Annotated in this window: 18 protein-coding genes and 2 pseudogenes; 14 read left to right on the top strand and 6 right to left on the bottom strand. The window is 66.3% G+C overall.

What is annotated here, in order from left to right:
* Positions 1 to 11 precede the first annotated feature (11 nt).
* Both B1A87_RS14730 and tmk read right to left on the bottom strand, forming a co-directional pair.
* Positions 12 to 1162 (bottom strand): annotated as a pseudogene (locus B1A87_RS14730) (DNA polymerase III subunit delta').
* On the bottom strand, positions 1159 to 1815 hold the full coding sequence (tmk, locus tag B1A87_RS14725; protein ID WP_078029963.1) for a dTMP kinase: 657 nt from the start codon (positions 1813 to 1815) through the stop codon (positions 1159 to 1161). Before tmk ends, B1A87_RS14730 begins: the two are co-directional and overlap by 4 nt.
* 86 nt (positions 1816 to 1901) lie before the next feature.
* Here tmk and B1A87_RS14720 point away from each other — a divergent pair.
* Together B1A87_RS14720 and B1A87_RS14715 are read left to right on the top strand one after the other, a co-directional pair.
* A pseudogene (locus B1A87_RS14720) lies at positions 1902 to 3074 on the top strand (trans-sulfuration enzyme family protein).
* A gap of 9 nt (positions 3075 to 3083) precedes the next feature.
* Positions 3084 to 3440, top strand: a complete 357-nt coding sequence (locus tag B1A87_RS14715) for a DUF2516 family protein (RefSeq protein WP_078029964.1) — start codon at positions 3084 to 3086, stop codon at positions 3438 to 3440.
* Positions 3441 to 3474: 34 nt separating this feature from the next.
* Here B1A87_RS14715 and B1A87_RS14710 read toward each other — a convergent pair whose 3' ends face one another.
* Positions 3475 to 4296, bottom strand: a complete 822-nt coding sequence (locus B1A87_RS14710) for a class I SAM-dependent methyltransferase (protein WP_185982340.1) — start codon at positions 4294 to 4296, stop codon at positions 3475 to 3477.
* Positions 4297 to 4418: 122 nt separating this feature from the next.
* Here B1A87_RS14710 and B1A87_RS14705 point away from each other — a divergent pair, with 122 nt between their 5' ends.
* The gene (locus tag B1A87_RS14705; RefSeq protein WP_078029965.1) at positions 4419 to 5165 is read left to right on the top strand and encodes a phosphoglyceromutase; all 747 of its coding nucleotides are present in this window, start codon (positions 4419 to 4421) and stop codon (positions 5163 to 5165) included.
* A gap of 125 nt (positions 5166 to 5290) precedes the next feature.
* Here B1A87_RS14705 and phoU read toward each other — a convergent pair whose 3' ends face one another.
* Entirely contained in the window at positions 5291 to 5953 is a 663-nt protein-coding gene (gene phoU, locus B1A87_RS14700) for a phosphate signaling complex protein PhoU (protein WP_078029966.1), read from the bottom strand.
* 203 nt (positions 5954 to 6156) lie between these two features.
* Between phoU and B1A87_RS14695 the strand changes: the two genes are divergently transcribed.
* Together B1A87_RS14695 and B1A87_RS14690 are read left to right on the top strand one after the other, a co-directional pair.
* On the top strand, positions 6157 to 7446 hold the full coding sequence (locus B1A87_RS14695) for a cell wall metabolism sensor histidine kinase WalK (protein ID WP_078029967.1): 1290 nt from the start codon (positions 6157 to 6159) through the stop codon (positions 7444 to 7446).
* Positions 7443 to 8123, top strand: coding sequence for a response regulator transcription factor (locus B1A87_RS14690; protein ID WP_078029968.1), 681 nt, complete (start codon positions 7443 to 7445; stop codon positions 8121 to 8123). Before B1A87_RS14695 ends, B1A87_RS14690 begins: the two co-directional genes overlap by 4 nt.
* A 75-nt stretch (positions 8124 to 8198) precedes the next feature.
* Here the strand turns inward: B1A87_RS14690 and B1A87_RS14685 are convergent, their stop codons facing one another.
* Entirely contained in the window at positions 8199 to 8756 is a 558-nt protein-coding gene (locus B1A87_RS14685) for a hypothetical protein (RefSeq protein ID WP_078029969.1), read from the bottom strand.
* Positions 8757 to 9084: 328 nt separating this feature from the next.
* Here B1A87_RS14685 and B1A87_RS14680 point away from each other — a divergent pair, with 328 nt between their 5' ends.
* The 6 genes from B1A87_RS14680 to rlmB all read left to right on the top strand — a co-directional run bounded on the left by B1A87_RS14680 (position 9085) and on the right by rlmB (position 14011).
* Positions 9085 to 9567: a CarD family transcriptional regulator gene (locus B1A87_RS14680; RefSeq protein WP_026266570.1), complete on the top strand. Its 483-nt coding sequence runs from the start codon at positions 9085 to 9087 to the stop codon at positions 9565 to 9567.
* Positions 9568 to 9739: 172 nt separating this feature from the next.
* Positions 9740 to 10522, top strand: coding sequence for a 2-C-methyl-D-erythritol 4-phosphate cytidylyltransferase (gene ispD / locus B1A87_RS14675; protein ID WP_078029970.1), 783 nt, complete (start codon positions 9740 to 9742; stop codon positions 10520 to 10522).
* 52 nt (positions 10523 to 10574) lie between these two features.
* The gene (gene ispF, locus B1A87_RS14670; RefSeq protein ID WP_078029971.1) at positions 10575 to 11060 is read left to right on the top strand and encodes a 2-C-methyl-D-erythritol 2,4-cyclodiphosphate synthase; all 486 of its coding nucleotides are present in this window, start codon (positions 10575 to 10577) and stop codon (positions 11058 to 11060) included.
* A gap of 54 nt (positions 11061 to 11114) precedes the next feature.
* On the top strand, positions 11115 to 11441 hold the full coding sequence (locus tag B1A87_RS14665; protein ID WP_078029972.1) for a hypothetical protein: 327 nt from the start codon (positions 11115 to 11117) through the stop codon (positions 11439 to 11441).
* Between the two features lie 30 nt (positions 11442 to 11471).
* Entirely contained in the window at positions 11472 to 12926 is a 1455-nt protein-coding gene (gene cysS, locus B1A87_RS14660) for a cysteine--tRNA ligase (RefSeq protein WP_078029973.1), read from the top strand.
* A gap of 92 nt (positions 12927 to 13018) precedes the next feature.
* Positions 13019 to 14011 carry a 23S rRNA (guanosine(2251)-2'-O)-methyltransferase RlmB gene (rlmB, locus tag B1A87_RS14655; protein ID WP_078030005.1) on the top strand — a complete coding sequence of 331 codons (993 nt, stop codon included), beginning with the start codon at positions 13019 to 13021 and terminating at the stop codon, positions 14009 to 14011.
* Between the two features lie 157 nt (positions 14012 to 14168).
* Here rlmB and B1A87_RS14650 read toward each other — a convergent pair whose 3' ends face one another.
* Positions 14169 to 14978, bottom strand: a complete 810-nt coding sequence (locus tag B1A87_RS14650) for a carbon-nitrogen hydrolase family protein (protein WP_078029974.1) — start codon at positions 14976 to 14978, stop codon at positions 14169 to 14171.
* 116 nt (positions 14979 to 15094) lie between these two features.
* Between B1A87_RS14650 and glgX the strand changes: the two genes are divergently transcribed.
* From glgX to B1A87_RS14635, 3 genes are read left to right on the top strand one after another with little or no spacing between them, the layout of a single operon-like run.
* Positions 15095 to 17215: a glycogen debranching protein GlgX gene (gene glgX, locus B1A87_RS14645; RefSeq protein WP_078029975.1), complete on the top strand. Its 2121-nt coding sequence runs from the start codon at positions 15095 to 15097 to the stop codon at positions 17213 to 17215.
* 32 nt (positions 17216 to 17247) lie between these two features.
* Entirely contained in the window at positions 17248 to 17667 is a 420-nt protein-coding gene (locus B1A87_RS14640; protein ID WP_078029976.1) for a ribonuclease domain-containing protein, read from the top strand.
* 5 nt (positions 17668 to 17672) lie between these two features.
* The gene (locus B1A87_RS14635; RefSeq protein WP_078029977.1) at positions 17673 to 18029 is read left to right on the top strand and encodes a barstar family protein; all 357 of its coding nucleotides are present in this window, start codon (positions 17673 to 17675) and stop codon (positions 18027 to 18029) included.
* Position 18030: the final 1 nt, after the last annotated feature.

The following is an 18030-nucleotide window of genomic DNA, read 5'->3' as shown; positions in this document are numbered from 1 at the left end:
CGGGCATGGGGCTAGATCAGGCTGGCCGCCATTGACTCTATGGTCAGCAGCGGAGCGACGTTCGTGGTGGTGATGCGCTTGCGGGCCTTGTTGATGGCGTCCATCCTTGCGAGGGTCACCTCGGGGCCCGACCTGCCTGCAAATTCCTCCAGCTCGCCTCTCAGCTCAACGTTCACCAAATCCACGGCGTTCCCGAGCTGGATGATCAGGACGTCCCGGTAGAACGACAAAAGGTCCGTCAGCGTCCGGTCCAGGGAGTCCGTCACCGAGCGTTTCGCACGCCGCTTCTGATCGTCCTCCAGCTGTTTGACCTGGCTGCGCATGGCTGGCGGCAGCGTTCCGGTCTCGGGGGCGCCCAGTGTGGCAAGCAGGGCGGCCCTCTCGGCGGCGTCACGCTCCTCATTGGAGCTGTTGGCCTCCTCGGTGGCGATCTTCACGAGTTTATCAGCCATCATCACGGCAGCCGTAATGCCCCGCAAGCCGAGCGGGAACCGGACGGTCTCCAGCCGCCGTTCACGGGCCTCGGCGTCGCGGGCCAGGCGGCGGGCGATTCCGACGTGGCTTTAGATGTGTATAAGAGACGGGCCGCGCGTTCGGCCAGCGCCGGATCCACGCCGTCGCGCTTGACCAGGAGGGCCGCGACATCCGCGGCGGGCGGGAGCCGCAGCGCCACCGCCCGGCACCGCGAGCGGATGGTCACGAGGACGTCCGCCGGGGAGGGGGCGCACAACATCCAGATGGTGCGCGGCGTGGGTTCCTCGATTGCCTTCAGCAGCACGTTGGTGGTGCGCTCGGCCATGCGGTCGGCGTCTTCCACCACGATGATCCGCCAGCGCCCCGACGATGGCCGGTTGCCGGCCGTGGAAACGAGTTCCCGTGCTTCCTCGATGGTGATGGTCACCTTTTCGGTGCGCACGAACGCGACGTCGGCATGGGTCTCGCCGAGGATGGTCAGGCACGCCGCGCACTCGCCACAGCCGCGGAGCGAGACGTCGTCCTGGTCGCAGTTCAACGCTGCGGCGAAGGCCTTGGCGGCATTCGACCGGCCCGAGCCGGGCGGCCCGGTGAACAGCCATGCGTGGGTAGGTCCCTCTCCCGTGGCAGCCTGACGCAGCTGCGCGACGACGGCGGGCTGGCCCTGGAGGTCATCCCAGACTGTCATCCCATCCTCCTGCCGGAGGAGGCCAGGAGTTTCCCGACGCGGTCCAGGATGGTGGTGGCAAGCTCATCGACGGGGAGCCGCGCTTCAAGGACAAGGTAGCTGTCCGGCCGGGCGGCGGCGAGATCCAGGAAGGCCTGCCGGATGCGGGCATGGAACTCGTCCGCTTCCGATTCCATGCGGTCCTCGGCGGCGTCCGCGGCCGTGCGGCGGCTGCGGCCGTCTGCCGGGTGGACGTCCAGCAGCACCGTGAGATCGGGCTGCAGCCCGGACGTGGCCCACTCGTTGATGCACCGCACGGCGTCCGTGCCGAGGTCCCGCCCTGCGCCCTGGTAGGCCACGGAGGAGTCGATGTAGCGGTCCGTCAGCACCACGTCACCGCGTTCCAGGGCCGGCCGGATGACCTGGCTGGCGTGGGCCGCCCGGGAGGCGGCGAAGATGAGCGCTTCCGTGTGGGCGTCGATGTGGCCGTGGCCGTGGTCCAGCACGAGGGACCGCAGCTTCTCGCCGATCGGGGTCCCGCCCGGTTCCCTGGTCCGGAGCACGGTCAGGCCCAGCGATTCGAGTGATCCGGCCAGCCGGGCGGCCTGCGTTGACTTGCCGGCGCCGTCACCGCCTTCGAAGGCGATGAAAAGTCCGGGACTGTGCGTGTTCACTGGTCCAGCCTACCGACAATCACTGACAGGAAATGGCCGCCGTAACCGCTTTTTCACCGGGCGGGCGGCCAACGTACGCTTTGACCATGAGTCTTTCCGAACAGCACGCGGCGTCCCTTTCGGCGGAAACGGTGGTTGTGGCCGCAGGCCGTCCTCCCCGTGAGCACGATGCGCCCGTCAACCCGCCGATCGTGCTGTCCTCCACCTACTTCGGCACCGGCGCCCTTGACGACGGCGACCGCGGCTACGGCCGCTACGCGAACCCCACCTGGGACCCGTTCGAGGAGGCCCTGGGCCAGCTCGAAGGCGCCTCGCTGCCTGGCCTTCTCTACGCATCCGGACTGGCGGCGGTCAGTTCCGCGCTTTCACTCGTTCCCGCCGGCGGCGTCTTAGTGATGCCGTCCCACAGCTACGCCGGTTCGCTGGTGATGGCAGCTGAACTGTCCGACAAGGGCTTGCTCGAGCTCCGCACCGTGGATATCGCGGACACGGACGCCGTCCGGGCACAGCTGGCGCCGGCGGACGGAAAGCCCGCCCACATGCTGTGGCTGGAGAGCCCCACGAACCCCATGCTCGGAATCGCCGACATCAGGGCGCTCACCCAGGCGGCCCACGACGCCGGCGCGATCGTCGTCACGGACAACACCTTTTCCACGCCGCTGGTGCAGCAGCCGCTCAAGCTGGGCTCCGACGTCGTCCTTCACTCGGTCACCAAATACCTGGCCGGCCACTCCGACGTCGTGCTGGGCGCCCTGGTGACCTCGAACGCCGAACTGCGGGCGGCCCTGCTTCACCACCGCATCATCCACGGCGGCATCGCCGGCCCGTTCGAAGCCTGGCTGGCCCCTGTCTCTTATACACATCTAGATGTGTATAAGAGACAGGCCTCCGCCGCGGTGTCTCTTATACACATCTAGATGTGTATAAGAGACAGCCGGTATCCGGGCCTGATCTCGGACCCGGGTCACGACCGCGCCAAGTCGCAGATGACGGGCTTCGGCTCCATCCTTTGCATCCAGATTGCCCCGGCAGGAGGCCTTAGCGGCGCCGACGCCGCGGACAAGCTGGTCCGGGCCCTGCAGCTGTGGCTGCCCGCCACCTCGCTCGGCGGCGTGGAATCACTGATTGAACGACGACGCCGGCACGTTGCCGAGCCGGTCAGTGTCCCGGAGAATCTGGTCCGGTTGAGCGTCGGCATCGAGAACGTCGAGGACCTTTGGGCCGATTTGCAGCAGGCTTTGGACGCCTTGGGCGGATAGGCTGGGCGGGTGGACGGAAAAGTACTGATCATTCTGGTCGAGAACGCGGTGTACTACATCCTGGGGCTCGCGGCATTGGTCCTGGAGGTGTGGGCCTTCTTCGACTGCGTCCGCCACAGGGCCAACGCATTCGAGGCCGTGGGCAAGCGGACCAAGACGTTCTGGCTGGCATTGACCGGCGGCAGCATGGCTGTCGGCGCGCTGTCCGTGCTGGGCGGCGGGGGAGGCGGCCTGATCGGGCCCCTCGGCCTGTTTGGCCTGGCCGCTGTGGTGGCGGCCTCCGTCTACCTGGCGGACGTCCGGCCCGCAGTGAAGGACGCCGGCCGCGGCGGCAGCCGCAACACGGGCCCCTACGGCCCCTGGTAGTTCACTCGCTGGTTGGGCCCGTCGAAACCCGGAGCTACTCCGGCGCCACGGCTTCCCAGCCCACGGTGAGTTCCCCGAGGCGCCACCGCGCCGGTCCGTCGTGGACCGGCCACCCGCCGTCGAGCAGTGCCCGGCACATGGCCGTCCACCGCTGCCGGTTTCCGTAGGATGCCAACGGGGCTGATTCCAGCCACGCCCGGTCCATGGCCTGCAGCAGACCGTGCACCCGTTCGCCGGGGACGTTCCGGTGGATGAGTGCCTTGGGCAGGCGTTCGGCGATGTCGGACGGCAGGTTGAAACTCCCGAAGCGTACGGACATGCTCAGGCTGAGCGGGCGCTGGGCATCAAGCGCAATCCACGTGACCCGGCGGCCGATCTCGTCGCATGTGCCGTCGATGAGCAGCCCGCCGGGCGCCAGCCGGCCCTGCACCAGTCCCCAGATGCCGCGGACGTCCGCTTCCTCGTACTGCCGCAGCACGTTGAACGCGCGGACCAGCACGGGCTGCCCCGGCACCGGGAGTTCGAACCCTCCGGTATGGAAGCTCAGCCCGGGACGCTCGAGCGCCTTGGCCGCGCGCACGCGGTCCGGCTCGATCTCGATCCCGCAGACGTGCACATCGGCCCGGACAGCCCCGAGCCGCTCAAAGAGCTCGACGGCGGTGGCCGGGGAGGCGCCGTAGCCGAGGTCGACGACCAGGGGGTGGGCAGCTGCCCGCAGCCGCCAGGCCTGCGGTCCGGCCAGCCAGCGGTCCAGCCGGCGCATGCGGTTGGGGTTCGTGGTGCCGCGGGTCACGTTGCCTACGGGCTTTCCCCGGTTGCTCCGGCTCGCCGCCACCCGCTCTGCTTTTTGCACCACCGCCCCAGCCTACCCAACGCGGGCCCGCATTCCGGCCGTTCCACAGCCGCGCAGCAGCGGCCACAGGGTGGCACAATGTAACGCTCGGCGCCGGCGGGTCCTGCTCGGCTAGGATGAAAATCATGACTTACAAGCTGATTCTGCTGCGCCACGGCCACAGCGACTGGAACGCCAAAAACCTCTTCACCGGCTGGGTGGACGTTGACCTGAACGACCAGGGCCGCCAGGAGGCGCTCCGCGGCGGCGAGCTTCTGGTCGAGCACGACGTGCTCCCGGATATCCTCTACACCTCGGTCCTGAAGCGGGCCATCAACACGGCCAACATTGCCCTGGACAAGGCCGACCGCGGCTGGATCCCCGTCAAGCGCGACTGGCGCCTGAACGAACGCCACTACGGCGCCCTGCAGGGCAAGGACAAGGCACAGACCCTTGCCGAATTCGGCGAAGAGCAGTTCATGCTGTGGCGCCGTTCCTACGACACCCCGCCGCCGCCCCTGGACGACAACAGCGAATTTTCCCAGGCGCACGATCCCCGTTACGCGGACCTGGGCGACGCCCTCCCGCGCACCGAGTGCCTGAAGGACGTCCTTGTCCGCCTGATGCCCTACTGGGAATCGGACATCAAGGAAGACCTCAAGGCCGGCAAGACCGTCCTGGTCACCGCCCACGGCAACTCCCTGCGCGCCCTGGTCAAGCACCTGGACGGCATCAGCGACGAAGCGATCGCCGGCCTGAACATCCCCACGGGCATCCCGCTCGTGTACGACCTCGACGAGGACTTCCAGCCCATCAACCCGGGCGGAACCTACCTTGATCCCGAGGCCGCTGCGGAGGCTATCCAGGCCGTGGCCAACCAAGGCAAAAAGTAAGGCTACGCGAATGTGCGCTAGTTGAGCCGCTTTCGCAAGAGCTCAACCAGCGAGACGACGACGGCGGCTGGTCACCTGAGGTGACCACCCGCCGTCGTTCGCTGCTTTAAGAGGAGCGAAGGCCCTTAGCCGTGCTCGATGCTGTTCGGGTGCCAGGCGCCCGTCACAAGGTACGTGACCTTCTGGGCGACGGAGACGCCGTGGTCAGCGAAGCGCTCGAAATAACGGCTGGCGAGGGCCACGTCCACGGTGGTGGCCGGTGATTCCTGCCAGTCGCTGCGGGCGATCGCCTTGAACACGCTGAGGTGGAGATCATTCACCGTGGTGTTGGCCTTCATGATGTCGCGGGCAACTTCGAGGTCGCGGGTCTCGAGCAGTTCCGTGAGCTTGTTGGCAATCTGGATGTCCTGCTCGGCGAAGCTCTTGAACGTGTCCGTGAGCGGTGCCGGGATGACGGTCGACGGGAACCGGAGCCGCGCCAGCTGGGCGATGTGGCGGGCAAGGTCGCCCATGCGCTCAAGTGATGCGCTCATGCGCAGCGATCCCACGATCATGCGCAGGTCGCTGGCGACGGGGCCCTGGAGGGCAAGGATGTCGATGGCCCGCTCGTCCAGGCTGTTCTGCAGGAAGTCAATGCGTGCGTCGGCCGCGATGACATCCTGCGCCAGATCGACGTCGGCGACCTCGAAGGAATCCGTTGCCTTCACGATCGCTTCGCTGACCAGCTTTGAAATTTCGATGAGGTCTTCGCCCACCTGGGCAAGCTCCTCCTGAAAAACCTTACGCACGTAGGCGTCCTTTCCTTGGAAACTCCGCCCCGCCGCGGCGGTCAGAATTTCGTGTCACCGTTCCGGCAGTCCAACTGGCCACTATTCCAGTGTCCGGTGAACTGTTACGCACCTCTAGATGAACGTTAGCTGAATCCGCACCGTCTTGGCCCCGGATCGGCTATTCGGCCTTCACGAAAGCATAAGCTGGAGCCGTGGATCCAATGCTCATAGGTGTCATCGCCGGCCTGATCGGCCTGTCGTTCGGCGTCTTTGGCGTGCTCGCATTCAGGGTCAGCGAGCAGCAGCGGAAACTCGTGGACGTCGAATACGACGAGCCTGCGCTGCCGGCGGGATCCGCCGAGGTGCTCGCCGTCGTCGGGCAGGCGTTTGTTGTGGTGGACGCCATCGACGGCGTCGTCCGTGCCAGCCCCGCCGCCTATGCCTACGGCCTGGTGCGCGGCCATACGGTTGTACACCGCGAGCTTCTGGACATGACGGCCAACGTGCGCCGCGACGGCGTCATCCTGGAGAAGCAGCTCGAGCTCCCGCGGGGGCCGCTGGGTCAGGGAACCATCATCGTGCAGGTGCGGGCGGCCATGCTGGGTGAAGAATATATCCTGCTGCTGGCCGATGACCGGACCGAGATCACGCGTACCGAAGAGATCCGCAACGACTTCGTGGCCAACGTCTCCCATGAGTTGAAGACGCCCGTGGGGGCCATTTCGCTCCTGGCCGAGGCACTCGAATCCTCAGCGGACGACGAAGAGGCCGTCCGCCGTTTTGCCAAGCGCATGCACAAGGAGTCCGCCCGGCTGGCGGCGCTCGTGCAGGACATCATTGAGCTGTCCCGCCTGCAGGGCGCGAACGTGGCGCAGCGCGGCCACGCCGTGGACATCAACGACGTCATCTCCGAAGCCGTGGACCGCTCGCAGCTCCCGGCCGAGAGCAAGAATATCAAGATCGTCATCGGCGGCCGCGTGGAGGCCAAGGTCTACGGCGATCAGGACCTCCTCGTCACAGCCCTGCGCAACCTGATCGACAACGCCATCCGCTATTCGCCGGAGAACACGCGCGTGGGCATCGGAGTCCGCTCCAGGGAGGGCCTGATCTCGGTCTCCGTCACCGACCAGGGCGAGGGCCTTTCGCCGGAGGACCAGGAACGGGTGTTCGAACGGTTCTACCGCGTGGATGCGGCGCGGTCCCGGCACACCGGCGGAACCGGGCTGGGGCTGAGCATCGTCAAGCACGTCATTTCCAACCATGGCGGCGAAGTCACCCTGTGGTCACAGCCCGGCCAGGGCTCCACGTTCACGCTCCGGCTTCCCGAGATTGAGGGGCAGGACGAGGACTCCGCCTCCGAGGTCCGTCCACCACGGATGCGCACCGCCGCGGGTGAGGCGCGCGACGCCAAGGCGTCCGGCCGTGCCAAGCTGCCGGAGGGCAGCCAACCGCACAACGTCAAGGAACCACGCGACGCCGCCGGCGTCCACGAACGAGGAGCTAACGCTTGAGCCGGATTCTTATTGTTGAGGATGAGGAATCGTTCAGCGATCCGCTGTCCTATCTGCTGGGCAAGGAGGGGTTCGAGGTCGAGGTTGTGGATAACGGCCTGGACGCCATCACGGAATTCGACCGCAACGGGGCCGACCTCGTGCTCCTGGACCTGCAACTGCCGGGACTGTCCGGCACGGAAGTCTGCCGGCAGCTCCGGCAGCGTTCCAGCGTCCCGGTGATCATGCTGACTGCCAAGGACTCTGAGATCGACAAGGTGGTGGGGCTCGAACTGGGTGCCGACGACTACGTCACCAAGCCCTACTCCTCCCGCGAACTCGTGGCCCGGGTCCGTGCGGTGCTCCGGCGCCAGGGCGAGCCGGAAGAACTCGTTTCCTCCACCGTCCACGCCGGGCCGGTGCGGATGGACATTGAACGCCACGTCGTGAGCGTCGACGGCGAGCAGGTGTCCCTGCCGCTGAAGGAATTCGAACTGCTGGAGATGCTCCTGCGGAATTCGGGCAGGGTGCTGACCCGGGGCCAGCTGATTGACCGCGTGTGGGGGTCCGATTACGTGGGCGACACCAAAACCCTGGATGTGCACGTCAAGCGGCTCCGCAGCAAGATTGAACCCGATCCGTCGCTGCCGCGGTTCCTGGTCACCGTCCGCGGACTTGGCTACAAGTTCGAACCCTAAGCCCAGACATAACAGAGAAGGAGGGGCTCCCGGCCGGGAGCCCCTCCTTCTCTGTAGTCAGCTATGCGTCAGCCGTCAGTGGCTTGCGGTGGGGGACGGCGTGCTTTCGCCCGGCGTTGCGGTCTCGCTCGGCGTCGCAGTTCCGGTGGGCGTGCTGCCGGCGGGAAGGTACTGCTGGTATTCCTTCAGGGTTCCGTCAACCACGGGAATCTTGACGGGCTTGTTGACGTTCGTCCCGTCTTCGGTGACCTGGACGTCCACGAGGGTTCCGGCCTTTCCGCCCGTCGTGCTCAGCGTTGCCGGGTCCGTCGAGTCGTTCAGCAGCGTGTAGGAGTTCTTCTTCACCGAGACTTCGGTCTGGGAACCCTCCGCACCCTTGAGCGTGAGCTTGACGTCCTTGGAGGACGAGTTGTACACGGCGCCGATCACGCGGCCGGGTTCGTTTTCACCCGACGACACGATGAGCATGTTACGCAGCTGCAGCGGGCCGACGTCGGCGCGGATGCCGTCGGAGGCGGCGTACTGGTGGGAGGTCTGCTGGGCGTTGACGTAGCCGCAGCCGGTCAGGGCCAGCAGGCCGACGCTCAGGGCGGCAGCCGCCATTGCCAACTTGCCGCGCTGGCCCCGGTTCATCGCAGTGAAACGCACGTCACGCACTCCTTGAAAAGTCTTGAAACAGTTTTCAGCCATAGCCTATCGGCAAACGGACCCAAACAAGGATTCGGCCGGTACACATACGGGCGAGGTTCGGCCGCCGCCAGGGCATCGCCGGGAGGCGCTGACTACCCGCGCGTAACGCTTGTCGGCGGGTCGCGAATACACTATTATCCGTGTTCGTCAAGGGGTTTGGCCGGCTGATTCGGCCCATTTTCCGCGGATTTACGCGGTTCCTGACCCTTATCCGTGCCAGTCATATGCCTTAATCGTGATAAACTGGTCTGCGGGAAAGGGGAAAGTCCACATGGTTTTTGAGGTCGGCGAGACAGTAGTTTACCCTCACCACGGTGCAGCAAAAATTGAAGAAATCAAGATGCGCACTGTCAAGGGCGAAGAGAAGATGTATCTCAAGCTCAAGGTGGCTCAGGGTGATCTGACCATTGAAGTTCCAGCAGAGAACGTTGACCTTGTTGGGGTACGCGACGTAGTGGGCAAAGAAGGCTTGGAGCACGTATTTGACGTGCTTCGTGCCGAGTTCACTGAGGAGCCCACCAACTGGTCGCGTCGTTACAAGGCAAATCTGGAGAAGCTTGCTTCCGGTGACGTCATCAAGGTTGCAGAGGTCGTCCGCGACCTGTGGCGCCGGGATCACGATCGGGGCCTTTCCGCAGGCGAGAAGCGAATGCTGGCCAAGGCACGGCAGATTCTGATCTCAGAATTGGCTTTGGCTGAAAAGACCGACGAAGAGAAGGCGGCAAGCGTTCTCGACGAGGTCCTGGCTTCCTAAGAATTGAACCCCGGTGGCAAAGCGCCACCGGGGTTTCTTTTTGCCCAAAATCCCCAACTTGGTAGCAGCAGGCGCCGTTTTGCGCGCTCAAAACGGCGCCTGCTGCTACCCAGTTGGGCCCGTGGACGCGAAATCGGCCGGGGCCGAGCGGCCGGGACGTAGGCTAGACCGCATGAACAATGCACCCACCCGCCCCGTCACCGCCGTGATCCTGGTGGCGGCAGGATCCGGGCAGCGGCTCGGCTACGGCTTGCCCAAAGCGGCTGTTCCGCTAGGCGGCGAACCCATCCTCCTGCATGCGCTCCGCGGAATTGTGGCCTCCGGGGTCGCGCGCCAGGTATGCGTTGCCCTGCCTGCCGGCGATGACGGGCTGCGTCAGCTGTGCGAAGACTTCCGTGTGGAGCTCGTCGATGGCGGCCCGCTCCTGACCATGGTCGACGGCGGACCCACCAGGGCGGATTCCGTCCGGTCCGCGCTGGCCGCCCTTGAGGACGGGACCGAAGCCGTGCTCGTCCACGATGCCGCCCGCGCACTCACGCCCGAGTCCGTCTTCCACCGGGTGGCCCAGGCCCTGGCCGCCGGGGCATCGGCCGTCATCCCGGTCATTCCCGTCGTTGACACGGTCAAGACAGTTGCCGCCACCCAGGGCCGCGACCTGGACATCGCGCCTGAACTCGTGACCGGAACGGCTCCCCGTGAAGAGCTGCGGTCGGTCCAGACACCGCAGGGCTTTAACCTTGAGACCCTGAGGCAGGCGCACCAGGCCGCACTCCGGTTCGACGAACGCCAGGCCGCCGCCGTGACCGACGACGCCATGCTGGTGGAGCTCCTGGGTGTACCGGTGCATGCCGTCCGGGGCGCCAGCCAATCCCTGAAAATCACCACGCCGCTGGACCTGATCATCGCCGAAGGCCTCCTCGAGGGACCCCTGGGCGTCCGCTGGGTCGAGGGCTGAGTCCATGAGCGCAGAGAAGCCGGCTGAGACATTGAGCCCGGCCGAAGTGAAAATGATCCTGCCCCGCACCGGAATCGGCATTGATGTCCATGCCTTCGCCCCGGAAAGTGCATCGCAGCCGCTCTGGCTGGGCGGCCTGTTCTGGGAAGGGGAGCGGGGGCTGGCCGGCCATTCCGACGGCGACCCGGTCGCCCACGCAGCCGCTGACGCCCTGTTCTCCGCCTGCGGCATCGGAGACCTCGGCACGCACTTCGGCACTGACCGCCCGGAACTTGCGGGCGCCTCGGGAGTCACCCTCCTGGCGGAAGCGGCCCGGATCGTCCGGGCCGCCGGCTTCGAAATCGGCAACATCGCTGTGCAGTTCGTGGCCAACCGGCCCAAGTTCGGTCCCCGGCGCGAAGAGTCGCAGTTCGTGCTGAGCGAAGCCGCCGGCGCCCCCGTGAGCGTCACCGCCACCACCAGCGACGGCCTCGGATTCACAGGCCGCGGCGAGGGAATTTCGGCGGTGGCCACGGCCCTCGTGTACCCGGCCCCCTGACCGGATCGCCTAGGCTGGAAGCAGCACCAGTACCGCAATATCAGGAGACCTGTCGTGAAAAAGCTGCTTCCCGCCGTCGTGATCGCAGGGCTGCTCCTCGCAGGCTGCGCCGGAAGCCCCAAGATGAGCGTGGACGAGAGCTGCAAGTTCCTCCAGGGGGACACCTTCAAACCGACCGGCAGCCAAGTCCAGCAGGCAGACCAGATCGCCAAGCACTACCAGGAGGTTGCCGACAAGGTAGCCCCGGAGCTTGCCGACCCGATCCAGAAGATGGCTGACGTCATGAAGAAGGTGGCCGGCACCTCGCTCGGGGACAAGAGCGCAGAGCAGCTCACCGAGCTCAAGAACCAGAACAACAGGATCGGCGAGGTCTGCAAGTAAGCGGTCAATGCCATCGGCTAATCTGGAGCGGTGACCCTCCGCTTTTACGACACCGCATCCGCCGAAGTCCGCGACTTCGTTCCCCTCGTACCGGGCAAGGCAAGCCTGTACTACTGCGGGGCGACGGTGCAGGGGATGCCACACGTGGGGCACATCCGCTCCGCCATCGCCTTCGACCAGCTCACGCGCTGGCTTGAGTACCGGGGGTTCCGGGTCACGGTGGTCCGCAACGTGACCGACATCGACGACAAGATCCTCGCCAAGTCCGAGGCGTCGTTCCACCCGGATTTCGAGCAGGAGCCCGGAGCCGTTCCTGAAGAGGAATGGTGGGCGCTGGCGTACCGGTACGAGCAGGAATTCCTCAAGGCCTACGACACCCTCGGCGTCTCCCGCCCCACCTACGAGCCGCGCGCCACCGGCCACATCCCGGAGATGTTCGCCCTCATCCAGCAGCTGATCGACCGCGGCCATGCCTACCCGGCCCTCGACGGCTCGGGTGACGTCTACTTCGACGTCCGCTCATGGAACAAGTACGGGTCGCTGACGCGGCAGAAGCTCGATGACATGCAGGGGGCCACTGACGCCGACCCCCGCGGCAAGAAGGACCCGCGCGACTTCGCGCTCTGGAAGGGCCACAAGGAAGGCGAGCCGACGACGGCAAGCTGGGTTTCGCCGTGGGGCGCCGGCCGCCCCGGCTGGCACCTCGAATGCTCCGCCATGGTCACCAAGTACCTCGGCCCCGAATTCGACATCCACGGCGGCGGCCTGGACCTGCGCTTCCCGCACCACGAGAACGAGATGGCCCAGTCGCAGGCTGCCGGCCACGCCTTTGCCAACTTCTGGATGCACAACGGCATGGTCACATACCAGGGCGAAAAAATGTCCAAGTCCGTGGGCAACACCGTCAGCCCGGCTGAAATGCTGGAACTCGCCCCGCCCCGCGTGGTCCGCTACTACCTCGGCCAGGCCCAGTACCGCTCGGTGTTGGACTACCAGCCGACATCCCTGCAGGAAGCCACCGCCGCCGTCGACCGCATCGACGGTTTCATCGCGCGGGCGGTCCGCGCCCTGTCGGCGGACGGCTCCCTGTTGTTCGGCAGCCACGGCACGGTGCCGGACGCCTTCGCCGCCGCCATGGACGACGACCTCAACGTGCCGCAGGCCCTGGGAGTCCTGCATGACACGGTCCGCGCAGGGAACACCGCGCTCACCGGCGGTGACTTCGCGGCAGCACGGCAGGCGCTGACCAGCGTGACTGACATGCTCCGTGTGCTGGGAATCAGCGACGCCGCGCAGCCGGCCGTCGACGATCAGGCCACCGCGGCCCTCGGAACACTTGTGGAGGCCCAGCTTGCCGCCCGCGCGGACGCCCGGGCGCGGAAGGACTGGGCCGCATCGGACGCCATCAGGGACGTCTTGTCCGCCGCCGGCGTGGTGGTTGAAGACAGCGCGGACGGCGCCACCTGGAGCCTCCAGCGCGGCTAGATTCCGCGGCAGCGATCCGCCCCGGTCAACGATTTAACTTGAGTCAGTAGACTGGAGTTCAGACGTACTCAATACAACCAAGGGTGGAACTCATGGCCAACAACGGTCGCCCGGGCGCAATCCGCAAGCTCAAGAAGGGCCCCACCACCGGAACCGGTGGCCACGGCCGCAAGGCACTCGAAGGCAAGGGGCCAACCCCCAAAGCCGAGGATCGCCCGTATCACAAGGCATACAAGAACAAGCAGCTCTCTGAGCGCTCAGAGGCCAAGCGCTCCGGAGGTAGCCGCAACCCCGGCGCACGTTCGGGCCCTAAGGGACGCGCCACCGAGGAAGTGGTCACCGGCCGCAACTCCGTCGTGGAGGCGCTCCGGGCCGGGATCCCCGCGAAGGCACTGCACGTGGCCATCCGCATCGAGATGGACGACCGCGTCAAGGAATCACTCAAGCTGGCCGCCGAACGCGGCATCCCGCTGCTGGAGACCGGCAAACCGGAACTCGACCGGATGACCGACGACGCCGTGCACCAGGGCCTCGTGCTGCAGATCCCGCCGTACGAATACCAGGACGCCTACGACCTGGCCGAGCAGACCGTCGAGCGGTGGAAGAAGGGGCACGTCTCGAACGCGCCCATCTTCGTTGCCCTCGACGGCATCACGGACCCCCGCAACCTCGGCGCCATCATCCGCTCCGTCTCGGCCTTCAGCGGCCACGGCGTGATCGTCCCGGAACGCCGTTCCGTGGGTGTCACGGCCTCCGCCTGGAAGACCAGCGCCGGTGCCGCCGTCCGCGTGCCCGTCGCCCGCGCGTCCAACCTGAACAACGCCCTGAAGCAGTTCAAGTCCATGGGCATCTTCGTCCTCGGACTCGACGGCGACGGCGACGTCTCGCTGCCGGACCTCACCCTGGCCACCGAGCCCGTCTGCATTGTCGTGGGCTCCGAAGGCAAGGGTCTCAGCCGCCTCGTCCGGGAGAACTGCGACCAGATCGTCTCCATCCCGATCGACTCCGCCATGGAATCGCTCAACGCCTCCATGGCCGTCGGCATCTCCCTCTACGAGGTGTCCCGCCAGCGCGCCGTCAAGTAGTTCCCCGCCGGTCGAGTCCCCGCTGGTCGAGCCTGTCGAGACCGGCTCGGGCCGGCATGCGAATTTGGCAACTCTTGTCAGAAAATGCGAAACGCTTCCGCACTTAACGTGCGGGAGCGTTTCCCGTTAACGGTGACAGCGGCACTCGGAGCAGAGCCTAGAACTGCCGGCGGTTGGCCAGGACCGGGAGCCTGGTTTGGGCGTCCTTGACCACGGCGGGATCCAGGTCGGCGAACAGCAGGCCGGGGGCGCCGTCGAGCTCTTCGAGGACTTCGCCGAAAGGCGATACGACGGCGGTGTGTCCCACTCCGGTCGGGGCAGCGCCCCGCGGTTCAACACCCTGGGTAGCCGGATCGCCCTGTCCACAGGCAAGCACGTAGGTGGTGGTGTCCACGGCGCGTGCGCGGGCCAGGAGCTGCCACTGCTCCACTTTGCCGGGCCCCGCACCCCACGAGGCGCAGACGATGTTCGCCACGGCTCCCCGGTCGGCGTTGGCCGTGAAAAGTGCAGGGAAACGGATGTCGTAACAGGTGGCCAGGCCAAAGGTGACGCCGCCGGCGTCGAACGTTACAGGTCCTGTCCCGGCGTCCACGGTGTCCGATTCGAGGAAGCCGAAGGCATCAAAGAGGTGAACCTTGTCGTAGCTGGCTTCCACGCCGGGACCGGTGACCAGCAGGGTATTGCGGACCTTCGCCTGCCCTCCGGAAGAGGACGCTCCCGGAGTGAACATTCCGGCCACGGTCACGATGCCAAGACCGGCGGCAATGGAGCGGACCCGGTTGGCCCACGGGCCATCCAGCGGTTCTGCGATGTCGATCAGCGAATTTCCGAAGGCGCGCATGGAGGCCTCAGGGAACACGACCAGCTCGGCGCCCCCGTCCTTGGCGCGGCGGGCGTACTCCTCGACCAGCTCGAGGTTGGCGGCCAGGTCCCGGCCGGTGATGATCTGGGCAAGTGCAACCCTCACGAGTGCCTCCATGTCGGTGCGTACTACCAGTATGCCGCTGCCCGGACGCCGTCCGCCCGTGTGCAACATCCCGGAATAGATCAGCTTATTTGTCAGTGCCAGCTAAGCTTTAACCGATGGTAATGCCCCTCTTAGACACAGCCTCGACCGTGGACGCCTCCCAGGCCTTCCCCCTCGGCGTCAGTTCGCCGCGCCCCAGGCCTGCAGGGGACGGCTCGCACGGCACGCGCGCCAACGTGGCTGTCTATGCGCCTGGCGTCCTCACCCTGGAGGTCGCGTACCAGGCGCCGGGAGGCAGCTGGCGGCTCCAGCCGCTGCCGAACGTCACGAATGGCGTCCATCACGGCATTGTTGAAGGTTTCCCGGTCGGCTCGCGCTACGGCTTCCGCGCGGCTCCCGACGCCCAAGTCCTGCCGCTTTCCGTTCCCACCCTGAATTTTGACGACGACCACGGCGACGACCGGCAGCCGCTGCTGCTCGATCCCTACGGCCGCGCCGTGGACCAGCGCAACGGTTTCCTGACGAACGTCAGGATGGCCAGCGACTTCGACTGGGGCGCCGACGACCGCCCCCACACGCCGTGGCGCAACACCATCATTTACGAGGCCCATGTCCGCGGGCAGAGCAAGCTGCACCCGGACATCCCTGAGACCCTGCGCGGAACCTACGCTGGCATGGCCCATCCGGCCATGATCGAGCACCTGACCGGCCTCGGCATCACGGCCGTACAGCTGCTGCCGGTGCATTTCCACCTGGACGAGCCGCACCTTCAGAACCTCGGCCTGACCAACTACTGGGGCTACAACACGGCGGCATTCTTCGCCCCGCACCCCGCCTACGCCACGCAGGCTGCGCAGGACTCCGGGCCGCAGGCCGTGCAGGACGAGTTCAAGGGCATGGTCAAGCTGCTCCACGCTGCGGGCATCGAAGTCATCCTGGACGTCGTCTACAACCACACCGCAGAGGGCGGGCCCGACGGCCACACCTTCGGCTTCCGCGGACTGGGCGAGCAGAAGTATTACCGCACCGACGGCCACGGCAAGTACATCGACACCACAGGCTGCGGGAACACGCTCAATTTCGGCGAGCCCCGCGTGGTCCAGCTGGTGCTGGATTCGCTCCGCTACTGGGTCGATGAATTCCACGTCGACGGCTTCCGTTTCGACCTGGCCGTCACGCTGTGCCGCAATGCCGCCAACGAGTTCGATCCGAACCATCCGTTCCTGGTGGCCGTCGCGGCGGACCCGGTTTTGTCCCGGGTCAAGCTGATCGCCGAGCCCTGGGATGTGGGGTACGGCGGCTGGCAGACCGGACGCTTCCCGGGCGGCTGGGTGGACTGGAACGACCACTACCGGGACGCCCTGCGCTCGTTCTGGCTCGCGGACCGTGCGGCCATCGACGCCGGCGGCCAAGGCGGTTCCGTGGCCCGGCTGGCCGACGCCATGTCCGGCTCGGCGAGCCTCTTTGAGCCGTCAGGACGTTCCCGGCTGGCGTCGCTGAACTTCATCACCGCCCACGACGGCTTCACCATGACCGATCTGGTGTCCTACGACCGCAAGCACAATGAGGCCAACGGTGAGCAGAACCGGGACGGCCACGGCGATAACCGCAGCTACAACCACGGTTTTGAAGGGCGGACCGAGGACGAAAGCATCCTGGCCCGGCGCGCCCAGACCCGGCGCAACCTGATGGCCTCGCTCATGATCTCCCTCGGTGTTCCCATGATCACGGCCGGCGACGAACTTGGCCGCACCCAGCAGGGCAACAACAACGCCTACTGCCAGGACAACCCCCTCGCCTGGCTCGACTGGACCAGCACGCCGGAGTCGCACGCCATGCTCCGCAGCGCCAAGCGCGTCATCCGCCTCCGCAAGGAATTCCTGGCCGGCCAGCCCCACGATTATCCGGTCCGCGACGCCCAGTCCTACCTGTACTGGTATGACGAGGACGGCCAGCCGATGTCCATGGAACGGTGGAACGATCCCCGGCACAGGGTGGTGCAATTGCTGCTGGGTTCCGACGACGGCCAGGTGGCAGGACTCGTTGTGGTCAACGGCGGCCGCGAGGATGCCAATGTCACCCTTCCCCAGGTCACCAACGACGACGGCACCGGCAAGCGGATCTTCGAACTGCGCCTCACCACGTCCGAGCTCCACGACCGCCGCCAAGGCAGCCTGGTTGCCTCCGGTGAGCGGGACAGCGTTCTGGCGAACACCATCAGCATCTACCGCACCTAGGCCACGTGTACCCCACCAACAAGCGGAGGACAATGGCCGTAGGGTCTCTGCTGATAGGGCTCGCCTTGGCGGCCCTCGTGGCGTGCGGGCCCGTTGCGTCGCCCACCGCGCAGGCGCCCGCGGCCACTTCTCCGTCCGCAAGCGTGACGGCTGTTCCCAACCCTTCCGGGCTGGCCACCATCCGGGAGTCCCAGCTGCCGGCCGAGGGCCGCCGCACCCTTGTCCTGATCCGGCAGGGCGGCCCCTTTCCGTACAGCCGCGACGGCGTGACGTTCAGCAATTTCGAGCGCGTCCTGCCGCGCAAGTCGGGCGGGTACTACAAGGAATACACGGTCCCCACCCCCGGCGAGTCAGACAGGGGCGCCCGCAGGATCGTGGCGGGCAAGGACGGCGAGAAATACTACACCCCGGACCACTACGCGTCATTCAAATTCATAGCAGAAGGCAAATAGTACCCATGAAGATCTATTCCGGGGACACCTGGACCGTTGACGAGCTGCGCGACCAGATTGCGGACGCAGGCCGCCGCAGCCTGGTGATCCCGGCCGCGGAGTCCAAGAAAGCAGTGCTGGCCACCTTCGGCGAGGCACTGAACTTCCCGGACCACTACGGCGTGAACCTCGACGCCCTCAACGACTCGCTGCACGACTTCGCCGACGCCATCTCCGACAACGGCCAGGAACCCCTGACCCTCATCTGGCAGGTGCCCGCCGCCTTTCGCAGCGGACGCTCCTTCGGCGTCGTCTGCGAGATCCTGCAGGACGCCGAAAGCTACGCCGGCCACGACCTGTCAGTCATCGCCGTCTTCCTCTAAG

The organism is Arthrobacter sp. KBS0703 (genome assembly GCF_002008315.2).
Classification (GTDB): Bacteria; Actinomycetota; Actinomycetes; order Actinomycetales; family Micrococcaceae; genus Arthrobacter.
This window is presented reverse-complemented; position numbering and strand designations above follow the sequence as displayed.